Annotated in this window: 17 protein-coding genes and 2 riboswitches; of the genes, 3 read left to right on the top strand and 14 right to left on the bottom strand. The window is 32.8% G+C overall.

Going from position 1 to position 18107, the window contains the following annotated elements; genetic code table 11:
• Window positions 1-60: 60 nt before the first annotated feature.
• The 14 genes from HYG85_RS17370 to HYG85_RS17305 all read right to left on the bottom strand — a co-directional run bounded on the left by HYG85_RS17370 (window position 61) and on the right by HYG85_RS17305 (window position 14243).
• Window positions 61-1389 carry a vWA domain-containing protein gene (locus HYG85_RS17370; RefSeq protein ID WP_212690720.1) on the bottom strand — a complete coding sequence of 443 codons (1329 nt, stop codon included), beginning with the start codon at window positions 1387-1389 and terminating at the stop codon, window positions 61-63.
• Window positions 1382-3889 carry an outer membrane protein assembly factor BamB family protein gene (locus HYG85_RS17365; protein ID WP_212690719.1) on the bottom strand — a complete coding sequence of 836 codons (2508 nt, stop codon included), beginning with the start codon at window positions 3887-3889 and terminating at the stop codon, window positions 1382-1384. Before HYG85_RS17365 ends, HYG85_RS17370 begins: the two co-directional genes overlap by 8 nt.
• A gap of 282 nt (window positions 3890-4171) precedes the next feature.
• On the bottom strand, window positions 4172-4777 hold the full coding sequence (locus HYG85_RS17360) for a class I SAM-dependent methyltransferase (RefSeq protein WP_212690718.1): 606 nt from the start codon (window positions 4775-4777) through the stop codon (window positions 4172-4174).
• A gap of 162 nt (window positions 4778-4939) precedes the next feature.
• Complete coding sequence (cobO, locus tag HYG85_RS17355) at window positions 4940-5482, bottom strand: cob(I)yrinic acid a,c-diamide adenosyltransferase (protein WP_113674292.1); 543 nt, start codon at window positions 5480-5482, stop codon at window positions 4940-4942.
• Window positions 5472-6527 (bottom strand): cobalt-precorrin 5A hydrolase, encoded by a 1056-nt coding sequence (cbiG, locus tag HYG85_RS17350; RefSeq protein ID WP_212690717.1) that lies wholly within the window; start codon window positions 6525-6527, stop codon window positions 5472-5474. Before cbiG ends, cobO begins: the two co-directional genes overlap by 11 nt.
• 84 nt (window positions 6528-6611) lie before the next feature.
• Complete coding sequence (cobK, locus tag HYG85_RS17345) at window positions 6612-7373, bottom strand: precorrin-6A reductase (protein ID WP_212690716.1); 762 nt, start codon at window positions 7371-7373, stop codon at window positions 6612-6614.
• Window positions 7370-8110, bottom strand: a complete 741-nt coding sequence (cobJ, locus tag HYG85_RS17340; RefSeq protein WP_212690715.1) for a precorrin-3B C(17)-methyltransferase — start codon at window positions 8108-8110, stop codon at window positions 7370-7372. The genes cobK and cobJ overlap by 4 nt, the downstream gene beginning before the upstream one ends.
• A gap of 1 nt (window position 8111) precedes the next feature.
• Window positions 8112-8879, bottom strand: coding sequence for a precorrin-4 C(11)-methyltransferase (gene cobM / locus HYG85_RS17335; RefSeq protein WP_212690714.1), 768 nt, complete (start codon window positions 8877-8879; stop codon window positions 8112-8114).
• A gap of 271 nt (window positions 8880-9150) precedes the next feature.
• Window positions 9151-9732 carry a precorrin-6Y C5,15-methyltransferase (decarboxylating) subunit CbiT gene (gene cbiT, locus HYG85_RS17330; protein WP_212690713.1) on the bottom strand — a complete coding sequence of 194 codons (582 nt, stop codon included), beginning with the start codon at window positions 9730-9732 and terminating at the stop codon, window positions 9151-9153.
• Window positions 9722-10345, bottom strand: a complete 624-nt coding sequence (gene cbiE / locus HYG85_RS17325; RefSeq protein ID WP_212690712.1) for a precorrin-6y C5,15-methyltransferase (decarboxylating) subunit CbiE — start codon at window positions 10343-10345, stop codon at window positions 9722-9724. Before cbiE ends, cbiT begins: the two co-directional genes overlap by 11 nt.
• The gene (gene cbiD / locus HYG85_RS17320) at window positions 10338-11459 is read right to left on the bottom strand and encodes a cobalt-precorrin-5B (C(1))-methyltransferase CbiD (RefSeq protein ID WP_212690711.1); all 1122 of its coding nucleotides are present in this window, start codon (window positions 11457-11459) and stop codon (window positions 10338-10340) included. The genes cbiE and cbiD overlap by 8 nt, the downstream gene beginning before the upstream one ends.
• Window positions 11446-12090: a precorrin-8X methylmutase gene (locus HYG85_RS17315; RefSeq protein WP_212690710.1), complete on the bottom strand. Its 645-nt coding sequence runs from the start codon at window positions 12088-12090 to the stop codon at window positions 11446-11448. The genes cbiD and HYG85_RS17315 overlap by 14 nt, the downstream gene beginning before the upstream one ends.
• Window positions 12091-12093: 3 nt before the next feature.
• Window positions 12094-13470 (bottom strand): cobyrinate a,c-diamide synthase, encoded by a 1377-nt coding sequence (locus tag HYG85_RS17310; RefSeq protein ID WP_212690709.1) that lies wholly within the window; start codon window positions 13468-13470, stop codon window positions 12094-12096.
• Complete coding sequence (locus HYG85_RS17305; RefSeq protein ID WP_212690708.1) at window positions 13467-14243, bottom strand: sirohydrochlorin cobaltochelatase; 777 nt, start codon at window positions 14241-14243, stop codon at window positions 13467-13469. The genes HYG85_RS17310 and HYG85_RS17305 overlap by 4 nt, the downstream gene beginning before the upstream one ends.
• A 144-nt stretch (window positions 14244-14387) precedes the next feature.
• Window positions 14388-14534, bottom strand: a riboswitch (cobalamin riboswitch).
• A gap of 234 nt (window positions 14535-14768) precedes the next feature.
• Window positions 14769-14974: riboswitch (cobalamin riboswitch) on the top strand.
• A 223-nt stretch (window positions 14975-15197) separates the two neighbouring features.
• On the opposite strand from HYG85_RS17305, the gene HYG85_RS17300 reads away from it, so the two are divergent.
• The 3 genes from HYG85_RS17300 to HYG85_RS17290 are packed head-to-tail and all read left to right on the top strand — an operon-like array spanning window position 15198 to window position 18104.
• The gene (locus HYG85_RS17300; RefSeq protein ID WP_212690707.1) at window positions 15198-16295 is read left to right on the top strand and encodes an ABC transporter substrate-binding protein; all 1098 of its coding nucleotides are present in this window, start codon (window positions 15198-15200) and stop codon (window positions 16293-16295) included.
• On the top strand, window positions 16295-17305 hold the full coding sequence (locus tag HYG85_RS17295; RefSeq protein ID WP_212690706.1) for a FecCD family ABC transporter permease: 1011 nt from the start codon (window positions 16295-16297) through the stop codon (window positions 17303-17305). The genes HYG85_RS17300 and HYG85_RS17295 overlap by 1 nt, the downstream gene beginning before the upstream one ends.
• On the top strand, window positions 17292-18104 hold the full coding sequence (locus tag HYG85_RS17290) for an ABC transporter ATP-binding protein (protein ID WP_113674279.1): 813 nt from the start codon (window positions 17292-17294) through the stop codon (window positions 18102-18104). The genes HYG85_RS17295 and HYG85_RS17290 overlap by 14 nt, the downstream gene beginning before the upstream one ends.
• Window positions 18105-18107: the final 3 nt, after the last annotated feature.

Here is an 18107-nt window from a genome sequence, read left to right as displayed (position 1 = left end):
TATCACATTTACACCACTCAAAAATGTATTATCTGACAGTCCCCTTTATATTACATGTTTTTACTTCACATTAACACTCAATCTTCTTGTTCTTGTAAATTTTGTATTACTCCTTAATATAGTTCCCTCTACATCAACTCTAATAGTATGGTTACCAGGTACATCTAATTTAATTGGTTCATGTTCCACACCATCTTGTGAGTATTTAGCATGTACTGGACTTTGTCTACGTGCAAATATATTAACATTAGGTAATAATTTCTTGTGTAGCGTGTTAAGTTTTGCATCTATCTCATTAATACCCTTTTTCATGAGTTCTTCATCTGGTTCAGTATTCAATATTTCATCTTCATATTTTTCAAGAACATAATCTTTTGAATTAACTGGTGACTCCAAAGTTGTTTTAATTATTACATTACCAATCTCATCTTTACTGCTTTCCAATGCAGTTTTTATATCTAGGCAGTCTCCACAATTCATTTTTGTTTCCGCCAATTTACAGTTAAGCTTGATAGTACTATTAGGTTCAAAAGCTCCCACAGTAGCTCTAAAAATATTTTGACGCATATTTCCACACCAGCACCCTGTAGTCCATTGACCTGGTTTTGGATCATGAAGATGGAATGTGACAAAGCCATTTCCCATAAAAGTTGGAGGCATTACTATTTTTTGTCCATCAGGGTCTCTTAATAATATATTGACTTGATTTTCTCCAGGTGTACCTGTTGTATAGGTAACTGATTCATCAAGCCAGTTTACTGCAAGGCTTACATGGTCAGAACCTCCTGGAACATATAAGGGCAGTGTTGTAAATCTGTATGAATCTATTAGTTGTTTTTGATTTATTGCTATTGTAGCTACACTTGCATCATCTGCTATCTGATTATATATCTCAGCAAGTTCAAATGCATCAGGGCTGAAATGGTACTGTCCATAAGTTCTCCTTGCTACTTCCTGTAAAAAATTACATTGTCCCCTATCTCCTAAAGCAATTGTATAGATAGGGATATCTGTGGGTAATCCTATAAGTGGATCTCCTCCTTCATTCCAGATACCATCTGATAGAAGTATCATAGCTCTGTTAGGGTTGCCTGCATTGTTAAGTATGTCATGCCCTTGAGATATAGCTTCTTTTATGTTAGTCATATTAATTGGTTGTATCTTTTTTATTTCATTTATGGCATCATATATTGTTTTATGGTCTGATTGTATAGTTGTTAATGGGTATAATATTCTACTCCTTGTGGAAAAAGCTACAACTCCAATTTGATCTGCTTCTTTCATAATTGTAATAAATGTTGCAGCATCTGTCTTGGCAGGTTCAAGATAGTTAAAACTCTTCATGGTATATGACTGATCAATAAGTGACGCTATACTTACACTAGACATAATATTCCTCCTGTTTTTTGATTTTTTCTTCCCAATATTTATTTATTTCCTCTACTGCTCTAAGTGGTCCTCCATCTGCCCCACGTGTTACAAAATCCACAGCTAAAAAGTTTGGTAAATGATGCTCCCATCCTAATTTTTCATCTTCAAAGAATCTAGGATTGAATTTACATGTATTACATCTTGCTATAAGTGTGTTAAATCCATTAATAGATTTATATGTACGCAGCTTGAGAATATTCAAGTACCAGATTGTAGGGAAATTGTTTACTGTATATAGAGAACGATTCTTGCTTAGTGGAATACTATCAGATTCATCTCTTTCATCATAATTACCCTTAAGACTGTCTTCACCATATTTAGTTTCTACAGTATAATCCCAGACATATGGAAGTCCATCACCTTTTTTTTCAGCAAAAACAACAAGACGTTTATCATTTTCAACCATCCATCCTATACTTGGCCAGCCTTTTTTTAGTACTGGTTCCCACGAGTAACCAGATTCTCCTGTGTTCACTCTATCTGCATAGAATATCATATCTGATACTCCCCCATCATCAAAAGCCTTTTGAACCAACTTAGGGTCAAATACTCTATTCTCAAATTGAATAGTTACAACTTCTGTAGGATTATTCTTTAACCATATGCCAATTTCCTTCATTGCATCATCAAGAAATAACCAGCTGTAACTAGACCATTTTGTACCATGATACATTACAATCTGATCAACACCATTTATCTTTTCTTTGTATATATCAAGCATCAACCCTCTCACTCCATAATTAAGTTGTTCTGTCAACGTAAACTCTTGATTTCCAATCCACCACCCATCTAGAAAGTAGGCAAAGGAATTATGAGACATAAGATAACAATATTGGTCATATCGACGTGATACACATAGGTGCTTATTTAATGGAACCAGTACTGGACTTGTAAAATTGGGTGTTGTAACAATGTCCTTCCATATGACACTTCCATCATCTTTATCTAGACAGTAGCAAAATCCATCACTAGCCGCAAAACAAACCCGATTACCTATAATCATAGGATCTCTTTCTACACCATTAGTGATATTGTATTTCCAAGTAAATCTAAATGGATTGGTTCCATCTATTGTTTTGATATCAATATTTGTATAATTAGTCATATCTTCTTCTAGCATAGATGAAGGCATATCATATCTTATATCAAATGCGTAGATGTCTGCATCAATATTGTTAAAGGTTACAAATAATTGGTTACTGGCAAGGGTATAACTTCTTACTGGATGCCCTTCTATAGAGCATTCACTTTGCACTTCACCATCTTTTAAGTCTAAGACATAAAGTGAGCCGTTATCACACCCAACTATAAGATAGTTGCCGGATATCAGTGGTGATGAATGGATAGGCATATTAAAAGTTTTTCTCCAGCGACATTGGTTATTTATTATATCCATAGCATAGACTGAACCTTTAACATCTCCATAGTATGCAACATAATTAAGTATTGCTGGAACACCTTTAACTGGATAATCCAAGTCAAAACTTGAAATAACCACCTTTGTTGCAATATCAAAGGCATAAAAACCTTTGTCACTTGTTAGATAGATAATATTGTCTGAGAGAACATTAGAATATATTTTCATATCCTTACCAGGTTGTAGATGTAAGATATCATAACGTTCAATTTTTTTGCCTGTTTCCTTATCTATCGCATATAAAAATCCTTTTGATGTGGATATATATACTTTTGAATCAAATACTTCAGGAGTGGCATCTATACTGCCTTCCATTTCATATTTCCATTTGACTATTCCTGAATTAGTATAAAGGGCATATAAACAACATGTAGTATTTCCATCACCAAAATAAACAACATCATCAACTACTACTGGTTTTGCTGTCAAAAATCCATTATCTGTTTCAAATGTCCACTCTTCTTCCCCATTTTCTATGTTATGAGCAGTTATTGCTCCATCAGTGTCTGAGAATATGGCATATTGTTTGGGTTTGTCTACATAAGGTTCATCAAAATAAATACCAACATTATCAATATATGCACTGTTACTTGCCCTATATACTGGAGGTAATTCTAGAAAAATCCTAGCTTTTTTTGCCCCTGTTGGAATAGGGAAACTAGCTGATTTTTGATTCAGCCATTTATTACATTCAATCAAATCCACCCATTCAATTAATGCAGGTTGTCCATCAAATTCGATACCTACTACAAAATTATTACTAGTGGGTATTTCATTGGCAAATAAACTAAAGAATACTAACACATTATTACTGTATGACTTAGGGATATCAAAATCAATTGTGCTCAATCTTCCCGACATTCCCATGCCTGACATAAGTTTACAACTATAACCTGCTGAAAGAAACTTTTCACTTAACCTTTCAGCTCCATAAGACCTTGACATATCAATCCTATTATCATCTTGCAGTAAAGTTTTAAAACTAAAGAAACGTCCAACAGTAACTTTATCATTCTTACGCATTTCATAATGTTCTTCCATCATATTCCTCCTTTTATTTTCTAGTGTTTCCATTACATTCAGAGTCATGAAGAAGTCTATTGGCTGTCTATAGAAGTGTTTTATAATTATATTAATTATATCATAATTTTAAAAATCTAATGTTTATTCTATAAATATTTTAACATTTTTTTAACCTGAAATAACATTATACGTGGAATGGCAGATATAATTAATAATATAAAAACTGTCTAGTGATACATTTTTCATATCAATCATTAAAAATGTATCACTAGACAGCTTAATTATAAAATTATATAAATATTATTTTTGGACTATATAATCTATGAATCCTTGCTTGATTTTTTCTCCTTGGTATATTCTCTCTAAGATTCTATTTTCTTTAACTAAAATCTTCATATCCTGAAAGTGCATATCCCCTTCATCAATCTCATAATATGTATGGATTACTTCTCCATCACCTTCACCTTGTAAAAATTCTCCCTGTCCTATTTTTGTTCCTTTTCCATAATCACAATCATTTATTGAAAGGAAGTTGACAAAACAGATACCACCTGGTTTCAGTACTCTTTTTATTTCTCTTATACCTTTTGCTATATCCTTTTTATTCAAATGAAATATAGTATTATATGAATAAATATAGCTTATGGAATTATCATCAAAAGGTAGCTCTCTAATATCTCCCTTAGTAATATTAAGATTGATATTATGGTCTTTTGAAAAACTTTCAGCCTTCTTTATCTGTGCATCACTATATTCAATTCCATATGTCTTATAGCCCCACTCCCAAAAGAGAGTAAGGGGTGGATAGTTGCCTCCTGCTCCACAATCTAAAACACTTTTGTCCAAATTCAAGTCATTGCAATAATTCAAAAACCTGTATAACTGTGTTTGCTTACATATAAACATATAGAACCCTCCATTTTCTAATATAATTATATTATTAATCACTTGCTATATAATGATATATCATTAAACCATAAATTGGTAGACTATAAATAAAATCAATTTTATGGTATAATATATATGGAAAGTTTTACTCTATATGAATATCTATACGTTAAATATTGACTAAAATTCTATTCCTTTTGCCGCTTTTCTGCCTTCATTATAATAATGCTTTCTTTCTTCGCAAACTGTTACTAGGTCTACAGCATCCATAAGTTTTTGTGGTGCATTTCTTCCTGTTATAACAACATTAGTTCTGTCAGGTCTATTTTTAAACACATCAATGCATTCTTCTACAGATAAAACATCTTCTACGTTGAATCTGGTGATAGCAAATACATTATTTATTTCATCTAAGACAACAAGGTCATATTCACCGCTGTTAATCTTCTCTTTCGCTAACGACCATGCTTCTTCAATACCTTTTTTATGCTCATCAATATCTCTGATATTAGTGAATCCTTTACCCATTTGGTACATCTCAACACCAAGTTTCTTGAATACTTCTCTTTCACCTATCAAGATATCTGGCGATTTGATAAATTGGATAATACACACTTTCTTACCATGACCTACTGAACGGATTGCTAACCCGAACGAAGCAGTACTTTTACCTTTTCCATTACCTGTATAACATAGTACAACACCCTTTTGATTAATACTCATTGTTTTTCCTCCTATCCTTCCATAATGATATTGTTATACCATCAGCTTTTACTTTATTTAAAATGCAATCGCCTTTGTTTGACGAAATGTATCCACAAGGTTCACTAACACATGTGACACCTATTGTTTTCTCTACAAACTTTGAACCTTCAAATAGATGCTGGATTTCCTTTATCCTATCAATAGTTATGATATCCATAGGAACTTTTAGAGTTCTAGCTAGCTCAATTATACCCACTTCATCTTTTTTAACTTCTACAGTTGATATTCTTGATATACTTTTTATATTGATGTCTTCTGTCTTAAGTAGGGGCACAAGTTCCTTAGTTATCTCTTCTCTTGTTTTACCTCTTCTACATCCTATACCAAGTGTAATGTCTCTTTTATAAAGGTATGATATAGGAATATCAGCCTCAATCTTATTGTAATCTATAACTATCAAGCCTTTTATATTATGCTTATCAATACTTTGACTTACATTACGATTGTCTATTGTTATAAATTGCTTCGGCAGATCTATGTCTATATTGCTATTACTGATTATACCAATATTGTCTCCATTAACAATATGGGATGTTACTATTTTTGCATCTTCAAAATCATCTATGTAACAATTCAGTTTCATAGCCATAATATCAACAGCCATAGTATTGTTAACGTCAGAAGCCGTTGTTATTACTGGATGTGCATGTAAAAACTCGGCAAGTTCTCTTGTATACTCATTAGCACCTCCAAGATGTCCCGATAGAAGACTGATGACATAATTTCCCTGTTCATCTATGACTATAACACCTGGGTCTATAGATTTGTGTTTTATGTAAGGCGCTATCAGTCTAACTACTATACCTGTTGCCATGATGAATACTAACATATCATAGTCATCCACCAGCCCCTTGATATTATCTCTTAGTGGTAATTCTATCAATTTTACATATTCATACTGGCATTTTTTATGAGTAAAAACTTCTATATTGGGATTATATTCCCTTAACTTATCTGCAAGTTGTAAACCACCATGAGTAAGTGTTATTAATGCAACCTTCAATATATTACCACCTTTCTTATAAAGAATCATCAGTTACTATATCTATTGTTAGGAATTATTGTAATTGCTTTAGTTTTTTTATCCTTAGGCAGTTTTCTCTTTAATATAGTTAATCATGTCATCCATATCACAATATACTTTTGGATAATCAATCTTGGGTCTACCTATAACAATAACTTTTACATTACATTCATCTGCCGCTTGGAGTTTTTCTTGTATCATTCCCCTGCTGCCGCTTTCCTTTGTCACCATTACTTTGCAATCAATGCTATTCATTATAGCTACGTTCAACTCTTTGGAAAAAGGTCCTTTCATGGCAATGATCTGGTCTGGTAATACATGGAGTCTTTCTAGTTTTTTTATATTACCCGATTGTGGTAATACCCTTATATATGCTCTATTTTTGTCTTTCATCTCATTTATGATATGTTCAATATCTTTGCTGCCAGTGGTTATCAATACATTTCCTTGCAATCTATCAATAGTCTTTCCTGCTTCTTCATAAGAATAACAGTAAATATACTTTTCTTCATCTTTATCTATCAAGGGTCGCTCATAGCGTACATATTCTATATCTATAGCTTTACAAGCTTTTATTGCATTCTCTGATACTTGTTTGGCATATGGGTGAGTTGCATCAATAACTATACTTATTCCTTTATCAACACAATATTTAGTGAGTTCAATATCATCCATTTTACCATATATAATACCACCATCAAAACTTTTGCTCGCTACTTCTTTTCCATATTCAGTGGCACAGCTTAATATTAGATCATTTGTAAATATTTTAATCCTGTTGGCAATTATTATACTATCACTTGTTCCACCTAGTATTAGAATCATATATTATACCCTCTTGATGTTACCATGAAATCATTTATCCATTTTGTCTGTTTATTACCTATGATAATAGTACAGAACATATCTACTTCCTTAGTATTAATATGAGCCAAATCAGTTCGAACTATCTCCTGTTCTTCTCTATAGGCCATTCTTACAATACCAACTGGGGTATTATTATCTCTCTCTTTTCTTATAATACTTAATGCTTCATCCAGATAATCTGGTCTCTTGGAACTTCTAGGATTATATAATGCTATAACAAAATCTCCCCTAGATGCCAATTCAACTCTTTTAAGTATTTTTTCATAAGGCGTCATATAATCACTAAGACTTATTGTACAAAAATCTTCTACAATAGGCGCACCTAGTAATGCTCCACAGGATATAGCCGCCGTAACACCAGATACCACTTCTACATCTATATCACTTTCCAGTTTCTTAATATGCACAAGCTCTATTAGTAATCCAGCCATACCGTATAATCCACCGTCACCACTACAGACTATCCCTACTTTTTTACCTTGTACCGCCTCTTCTATAGCCATTTCGCAACGGTCAACTTCTTTTCCCATACCTTTACTTATGACCTTTTTATCCACTAATAAATCCTTAACTTGTTCTACATAAACCTTATATCCTGCAATGACATCACAGGACTTAATAACTTCTACTGCCTTTACTGTCATATTCTCTAATTGCCCTGGTCCAATACCAATAACAAAAATCTGCCCTCTCATCTTATCTCTCCTCACTACTAACTGCTGTTCTATACATATGACTGAAACCTTTATCATATAGTTTTGATAGAGAATATTTATCTGACATAAAGTCACCTATTAAAATCTGAGCAAATCTTGTAATAGATGCTTCTTCTACCTTCTTCTCAATATCTTCGAGGGTTCCTCTAACTATTTTTTCATCATCCCAAGTAGCTTTATAAACTACTGCTACAGGAGTTCTTGCCTCATAACTCTTTCTTAATTTCACCATTACTTCACCAATGGACTGAACTGATAAAAATATAGCCATTGAAGCCCTATGCTTAGCCAATTCTTCCAACTGTCCACCTTCACCATGACCAGTTCTGCCAGGTAACCTAGTAATAATTATCGTCTGTGAAACATCAGGTAATGTAAACTCCTCTTTCAATCTAGAAGCAGCAGCCACAAAAGAACTTACCCCAGGTATCACATCAAACTCAATCTTATGTTCAATCAATCTATCCATCTGCTCTCTAATAGCTCCATATATGGATGGATCACCTGTATGTAGCCTAACAACCTTCTTATTGTCCTTTTCCATCTCTACCATAACTTCAATAACCTCATCCAAATCCATCTTAGCACTATTATATATAATAACGTCTTCCTTACAATAAGTATCAATCAACTTAGGATTCACCAAAGACCCTGCATATATAACACAATCAGCCTCTTGTAAAGCCTTCATCCCCTTAACCGTAATTAACTCAACATCTCCTGGTCCTGCTCCTACGAATAAAATCATAATATGTACTCCTTTATCATATTTTTTATGCTTAATGTTTTTATTTTCTTGTATATACTACTATTTCCAGTAGCCTAGTCGGTGAGTATATATACAAATAAAGCGATTTTTAAATATTTGATTAGAAAATCTTAGTGAGTGGAAATAAATATTACGTTAAGAACCTTAACTGTTTGACCAGCGGGAGTTGTTAAGGTTTAGTAATATTTATTGTAACGAACTTAGTTTTTCTTCAAATATTTGATATGAGCTGTTTTGTATATATACTCAGCTACGGCAATTTTGCAGAAATAACATAAATCGGATTATTAGCTTTCATCATCCATCCACCTAACTGATGCCCCTTCGCCACCTGAACCAATGCAACATCAATATCCATGAATCTACCCTCTAAGGCACTAAGAATCTTATATGTACTATCCAACAATATAGTATTAGCAACAAATACTCCACCTGACTTAAGATGGTTCAGAACAAAATCAATTATCTCATCAATCTTCCTGCTCCCACCTCCTAGAAAAATACTGTCATAATATTTCCTAGGTATATCCTTTGGTGCTGCTCCTTCAACTATCTGGACATTTTCAAGTCCAAACTTCTTAACATTCTTCTCTGTCAACTTGACAGCTTCTGTTTTCTGATCAATAGCAGTAACTTCACCTTCACTACATATCAAACCACACTCAACAGTTATACTGCCTGTACCACAACCAATATCTAAAACATGGGAATTAGAATTAAGTCTAAGCTTAGATACAGTTATAGCTCTTACCTCTGATTTTGTCATCGGTACTTTATCTCTAATGAATTCATCATCTGGAATACCAAACATATACTTTTTATTAATCTTCATTTTCAATCACCACCACACAAAGCACTGAATAATCCTGCTTCACAATATTCTCTGGAACATCAATAGTAATCTTTTCGTCATCATATGAAAGATTTTCTCCAACAATCATTGTAACATTTGAAAGTCCTGCATCTATTAACTGTTTAGCAATACAGCTTGGAGAATTCTTCTTATCAGTTAATAGAAATATACCTTTTTTATCCTTTAGAATATCCATCCATCTGATTTCTCTTCCATGCAAACTATACAATCCATAATCCTTATAACTCTTACCGATTCTACTGAACAAATATTGGTAAGAACTTATTCCCGGTATTACATCAATACATTCCTTACCTAACTTACTCTGTAAATAATCTAATAAACTGTAGAACCCTGTATCTCCTGAAACTATTACAACTATCTTTTTTTCATTTCTATTAGCTGATATATAATCACACATACCTTGAAGATTGGAATCATATGCAAACACTTCTTTTTCATAAGAAGCAAAAATCTCTAGATTCCTCTTTCCTCCAACAAGAACATCACATTCTTTAATAATTCTATAGGCTATTGGAAGAATATAATCTCTGTTACCTGGACCAATACCAATCACATTTACTTTATTCATCCTTAATCTCTCCTATGATAGATTGAACTTTATCACTTATGGCTAACAGCTCTGTCATATTGAAATATAGTACACCTATATGTAGATTACCATAAATATAACTTTCACAATTATCAGCTGCCTTGTTAGCCAGTACTGTAAATACTTCTTCCATACCTGTTCTTTTAATAATCTTAGCCGCTTCATCAGTGGTTGTACAATCCATGATACTTATCAGGTCTTCTTGTTTCATACCCATTACACCTAAGTAGGCAGTCAATATTTCCATTCTTGTGGAACTTACTCTGCTGTGAGTATAATATATACCCCCTGCTGGCTTGATTAATTTTCCTATATGTCCAGCGATAATTATTTTTCCAAATCCTAATCTACTACATTCTTCTAATGCAAAACCTAGATAATTACTCATCTTAACCATAGAGATATTATCTATACCCGAGTACTTCATAAACAATTTTTCCCCTATATTACCAGGAACCAGTATCACATATTTTTTATTCTTCTTATGAGCAATCTTAAGTTCAAGTGCTATAGTCTCTTTTAACGCATCTTCTGACATAGGCTCTACTATTCCTGTGGTTCCAAGTACAGATAGACCACCAATGATTCCTAATTTGGGATTAAATGTTTTCTTAGCCAATTCTTCTCCCATAGGAATACTAATAATAACATCTACACCAGTACCCTTTTCAAATATGGCTTGTACTGATTCTCTTATCATTCTTAGTGGAGTTGGATTAATGGCATAATGATTAACAGGTATCTGTAAACCTTCTTTGGTAACTTTACCGACTCCCCTACCTCCAGTAATATTGATTCTATTATCATCTCTTAAGACCACTTCTGCAAAAACTTCTATACCATTAGTAATATCTGGATCATCACCAGAATCCTTTATTATACAACATGATGCTTGTCTTTCATTATATTGGCATTTATGTACATCAAGATTCAACTCCCATCCTTTTGGTGTATCAATCTTGACTGATTCTACAATCATTTGGTTCTTCAACATATAAGCTGCCGCTTTTGTTGCAGCAGCGGCACAGGATCCAGTTGTATAACCTGTCCTTAGTTTTTTGCACCCTTTGTAAACATACCTACTGTTTTCCAACTTTTTTCACCGCTTCTCTTAATACAGCGTTAATTATTGCAACTGCAATAGTACTTCCACCTTTTCTTCCTTTTGTTATTATTGATGGAATATCTTCATCCCATAGAGCATCCTTAGATTCACAAGCTCCAACAAATCCTACTGGAACCCCGATAACCGCTTTTACAGTGTCTAACTCATTCTTGTTTTTCTCATCTATAAGACGAAATAGTGCAGTTGGGGCATTTCCTACAGCAAATACTTTATCCCCTGGTATCTTAAGAGCTAAATCGACAGCTGCCATGGAACGTGTAATTCCTTGTTCCTTAGAAATCTTATAGGCTTCTTCAGAACCTACTAGACATTCAATTTTTATACCTAATTGTTCTGTAAGTTTTTTGCTTACACCTGCTTTTATCATCTGTGTATCAGTAATGATTGTACATCCTTTTTCAAAGGCTTCTAAAATGATATTTTCAACTTGCTCTTTGAATAATAGTATATCCTCATAAATAAAATCTGTAGTTGTATGAATAACCCTTTGCATTATACTAAGTCTCAATGGTTCAAGGTCTGTATTTTTCATACTATCATATATAATCCTAAAACTCTCATCTTCTATTTTTCTTGGGTTAGCTATAAAATCATGCATTATTTATCTCCTTTTATTTTTTACGGTTAACGCAGTGTCTAAAAACTTCTCTGGTATAGCGGTTTCAGCTGGAAAATATATATGTGGATACATTCCATATACATTCTTATATAGTTTTCCGCAATGCCATCTCTTATCCTTCTTAGAACCTGTAATGTACGTAGGTTCAACTGTTCTATCAACAACTGACCTGTGAAATTCATGTGCTCTGAATTCTGTATCTTTATTGAATATAGGAGTATCATTATCAGCCCTTACAGAAACATAACCAAAGTTTTGAAGTCTTTTCTTCATATACGCTCCACCTTGGAATATCCCTACCATCTTATATGTTTCATTTTCCAGATTGGTTATAGTCTCATGAAGATACATATAACCTCCGCATTCTGCATAAATAGGAATATCCTCATTAGCTTTCTTTCTAATATCTTCCATTAGACTAGTATTGCTTGACAGTTCTTTAGCAAATACTTCTGGATAACCACCTGCTAAATATATTCCATCACATTCATCAGGTAATTTATCATCTTTCAAGGGACTGAAATAATGGATTTTCGCTCCTGATTCCTTCAACATCTCTATATTTTCATTGTAATGAAATGAAAACGCTTTGTCTTTTGCTACTGCAATATGTACATGGTACTGATTACTTGTTTTAACGCTATCAATATCTTCTAATGGTTCTGTACTTCCAGCTATTTCAACTAACTTATCAATATCTATAGTATCAGTAATGATATCTCCAAGTCTATCAATCTTAGATTTTATATCATCTATTTCACTACTTTGAATAAGTCCTAAGTGTCTGCTTTCCAGTTTCACTTCATCCAGTTTTGGCAGATATCCTATTACAGGGACATCTGTATTTATTTCAATAGTTTCTTTCAATATTTCATAATGTCTCTCTGACATTGGAAGATTGATTATAACCCCTTTTATAGGAATATCTCTAAAAGTCTTCATACCATGAACTAGTGCCGCGGCACTTGTTGACATTCCTTTTACATTCATCACTAATATTACTGGTGATTTCAATAGATGGGATATATGAGCTGTACTTCCAAGCATAGGCTCACTGCCATACCCATCATATAATCCCATAACACCCTCAATTATACTTATATCTGCATCATTATTATATTTATCAAATAAATATTTATTAACATTATCTTCTAAAAGCCACCCATCCAGGTTAATGCTGGGTCTGCCAGTTACCACTTCATGGAATCCTGGGTCTATATAATCAGGTCCTACTTTATAAGGCTGTACCTTTAACCCTCTTTTACATAATGCAGCCATTAATGCTATGGTAAGAGTAGTTTTACCTGTCCCACTATGTGGTGCTGATATAATTAATCTAGGTTTTGCCTTAGCACTCATTGGTTATTCACTGCTTCCTTCAAGTGATTAAGATAGATTTTTCTAATGGCTTCATTACCACCTAATCCTTTAGTTATTGCTCTAACCTCAATACCGTTAGCAATTAATATATTCTTCCATGAATCTTCCTCGTCACCTGCCATATCATTGTGTGCATGATCTCCTGCAACAACCAAGAACGGCATTAGAACAGCTTTACTGTATTTACCCTTTTTCAACCTTTTTATAACTGGTTCTATACCATCTTCTATAGTCCCCATAAATACTGGTAAATCCTCATTTTCAAGAAGATATTGCATATAGTAATAACTGGTATTAGCATAATGCTCTGTACCATGACCCAGTAATACAACCGCTTCATTAGGTTCTACCTTAGGAATATAAGTCTTTAATGCTTCTATAACCGCTCTATAATCATTTTTATGATATAATAATGGTTGTGAAAGTGAAATATGTACATTCTTGTTATGATTCATCCTACTTACTATAGTTCTTATCTTATCATATTCAAAACCTGGTATTATATGGGTTGGTTGAACAATTATATGTTCAAATTCTTCAATTAATTTTTTCAAAGCTTCATCTGGTGTATCAATATGAATACCTTCTTTTTTCAACTTTCTAATTATCATATTGGATGTAAATGCACGTACCACCTTATAATCAGTAAAAGTATTTTCTATCAACTTTTCTATAGGTTCTATCTGCTCTTTTCTTGCATTTTCATAACTACTTCCAAAACTCGCAACCAATATCGCTTTTTTCTTCTCCACAACAACTTCCTCCTTTTAATTCAACTTAAATATAATAAAAAACTCTTACCTACAACGAGATAAGAGCATGATATACAATATTTATTAATAATATAATAAATAGTTACACCCTCTGTCCCTCGCAAAGTTTTTACGTAAAATAACGTAAGTGTATAAGATTAAATAGGTACTCTGACTTCAATAACTTCCATAATATAACAGAAATCATTTACACAGTGGCGTGACCGTTCAGGATTCCAACCTGATTCCCTTTGAAGATATCCAAAATATCCTCAAACATACATCGCTATCTAATCATTATTCAATTTAATCTAATAATAAATCATCTGTAGCTTCATGTCAATAAAACATCATTAATGTATCATTCTATTTTAGAAGAAAATAACATATACTATTTTGCAAATACCACGTCCGAACAAAATAATTTTTCTGACTTACCTGCACAACATAATTTTATTTTTATAATGCATTACAACTCTAAATCACATTGACATTACTACAAAACTATGATACTATTTCTTTAAAATTTAATAGTTATTTAAGGGTGCTTTATAATGTTGTTCAAACAAAGTCCAACATTAAAAGATAATAGGGAATGAGGTGTGAATCCTCTACAGCCCCCGCTACTGTAAGTAGGGATGAAATCTTAGATATATCACTGGGAAACTGGGAAGATTAAGAGAGTAAATTGAGCTACGAGTCAGGAAACCTGCCTTTAAAATCCATGTAACTAACTTCGGTGGGAAGATACGATTACATTAATTGATTAATAAATTTATCTTATTATAAATTATTTAATTCGTTAATATAACTTACAACTGATAGTTGTAAGTTTTTTTATTTTTTACTATCTCTACAAACCGTTAGCTATTCTTATTTTCATGGAAGATAAACCTTCAAAACTATTGAATTAATACAAGCTACTATTAAAAGATTTTCTAGGAGGACTTAATAATGAAAAATATGAAACGTGTTGCTATTTTATTGATTTTTATATTGACCGTTACTTCATTCAGTGGATGTTCAAAACAGGATTCATCAAAAACTACTGTTACTCCAGACAGCACTGAAAAAACAACTGATGAAAATAAGGATACAGAAAAAGATTCAGAAACAACAAAAGATAATTCAGGAAAAGACTCTGTCAATAAAAATTCAGAAGAATTACCAGAATTCATAATCAAAGATACTGACACAACTATTACATATTTAAACCCAATGGGTAATGAACAAACAATCACTAAAAATCCAAAAAAAGTTGTTGTACTTATGAATTCTATTCTTGATATCTGGTATCTAGCAGGTGGAGAAGCCATTGCTAGAGTAAGCGGTTCAACTAATGTTCCAGAAGCCGCTAAAGATATTGAACAAGTTGGTAAAGTAAACGCACCTAGTGTTGAAAAAGTATTATCTCTAGAACCTGACCTAGTTATACTAAGTTCTACTAGAAGTCAACACGTAGAAATGGAAGATATATTAAAAAGCAATAATATAGAATGTGCATATGTCGATGTTAGTAATAATCCTTACGAAAGATTTAATGATGCACTAAGATTATTTACAAAAATCACTGGTAGAGATGATATTTACGATTCAGAAGTAAAAGCTCTCAAGGAAAATGTAAATAAAATCTGTGAAAAAGCTAAAAAAGAAGAGCAACCTGATGTATTTATTTTATTCGGTTCTACAAAATATGTAAAAGCAGAACTTTCAACAGGTCTAGTAGGAAACATGCTAGAGATGCTTGGAGCTAACAATATAATTACTGACTCACCAGTTGAAAATAGTTCAAAAGTAGATTTTAGTTTGGAAAAAATCCTTGAAAAAGACCCTGATGTAATATTAGTTGTTACTATGGGGGATCTTGAAAAAGTTAAAACTCGTATAAATGATGACTTAGAATCAAATGAAGCATGGGCTACACTTACAGCAGTAAAAGAAGGTAATGTACACTATCTTCCATCAGATTTATTCCATTACAAGCCTAATGCAAGATATCCTGAAGCATTTGAATATTTAGCTAAAATATTATATCCTCAGGTATTTAAATAATGAACGATTTAAAAAACAGACATTCTTATAAGATTACCGTACTAATAATTTTGCTAATTATTACTTTCATATCATTTCTTTTCAGTATTAGTTTAGGTGCTTTTAAGATATCAGTTCCAGAAATATTAAAAGCTATATTTATTGATGAAACAGGTGTCAATAGAAATATCATATGGAAAGTAAGAGTTCCAAGGTCACTTGTAGCTGGAACTGTTGGTATATGTTTGTCTTTGGCTGGAGGCATTTTGCAGGGGGTAATGAGAAACCCCCTAGCCTCACCTAATACTATTGGTGTATCCTCTGGGGCAGGATTGGGCGCAGTCTTTATTCTAGTAGTCTTTCCTGACTATGATTTCCTTGTTACACCAATTGCTTTTGCATTTGCATTATTTACAACTATGCTTATATACATACTATCTTGGAAGAATGGTATTAAACCACTTAGAATGATATTAGCAGGTATAGCAGTATCCTCATTCTTGGGAGCTTGGATTAATACTATACTTATATTCTATCCAGATAGAGTACAAAATGCATTAGGATTCATGGTAGGAAGTTTAGCCGCCAAGACTTGGAAGGACTTCTATGCTCTATGGCCTTACGCACTATTTGGATTGATATTAGCTTTCTTCTTATCCAAGAAATTAAATATATTGATGCTTGGTGATGAAATAGCCACCGGACTAGGACTAAAAATCGAGAGAGTAAGAAAAGTTTTTATTGCTTTAGCTTCATTACTGGCAGCCAGCTCAGCAAGTAATGTTGGTTTGTTAGGTTTTGTAGGATTGATTGTACCTCATATAACAAGACTTATAATTGGTTCTGACTATAGATATCTATTTCCTGCAAGTGCTTTACTGGGAGCATCTTTGATGATGTTTTGTGATACAATCGCAAGAATAGTTATGGACCCTGTAGAAATACCTGTAGGTATTGTTATGTCAATGCTTGGCGCACCATTTTTTATATTCCTATTGAGAGGCGGTTTGAAAAATCGTGTTAAGAACTAATTCAGTAACTATAAACTATGGCAAAAACAACATAATAGACAACCTTTCTTTAAACATAAAAAAAGGTTCCATAAACACGTTAATCGGTACAAATGGTTGTGGTAAATCAACTTTACTAAAGGCATTATCTAGAAATCTAAAGCCTAAATATGGTGATGTATACCTTAATGGTAATTCAATTTTTCAGATGGATACCAAGTTATTGGCGAAAGAAATGTCCATATTACCTCAATCTCCTAATGCACCTGATGATTTTACAGTCTTTGACCTTGTTAGTTATGGGAGATATCCACATCTTGATTGGACTGCCAAACTTCATAAAGAAGACATTGATATAATTAACTGGGCAATAGAATTGACTAAGATGGAACACCTAAAAGATAGACAAGTTACCACTCTATCTGGTGGAGAACGTCAAAGAGCATGGATCGCTATGGCTCTATGTCAAAAGCCTAATATATTATTATTGGATGAACCTACTACATACCTAGATATCAATCATCAATTTGAAGTACTGGAATTGGTTAAAAAGCTTAATCATACAATGAAATTAACTATTGTAATGGTTTTACATGACCTTAATCAAGCTGCTAGATATTCTGATAAAATTATTGTCATCAAAGATGGAGACATATATAAGCAAGGTAATCCAAAGAGTATCATCACTAAGGAGATTCTCCATGATGTTTTTAACCTTGATGTTAGGATATTAATGGATGATTATAATGATTGCCCATTCTTCATTCCATTAATGCATTCTAATAGATATAAAAATCCGCTAAAAAATATATCTGTCTAAAGG

Origin of the sequence: Vallitalea guaymasensis (genome assembly GCF_018141425.1) — a bacterium.
Classification (GTDB): domain Bacteria; phylum Bacillota; class Clostridia; order Lachnospirales; family Vallitaleaceae; genus Vallitalea; species Vallitalea guaymasensis.
Note: the sequence above shows the minus strand (reverse complement) of the source record. Positions and strands in the feature narration are given on the sequence as shown.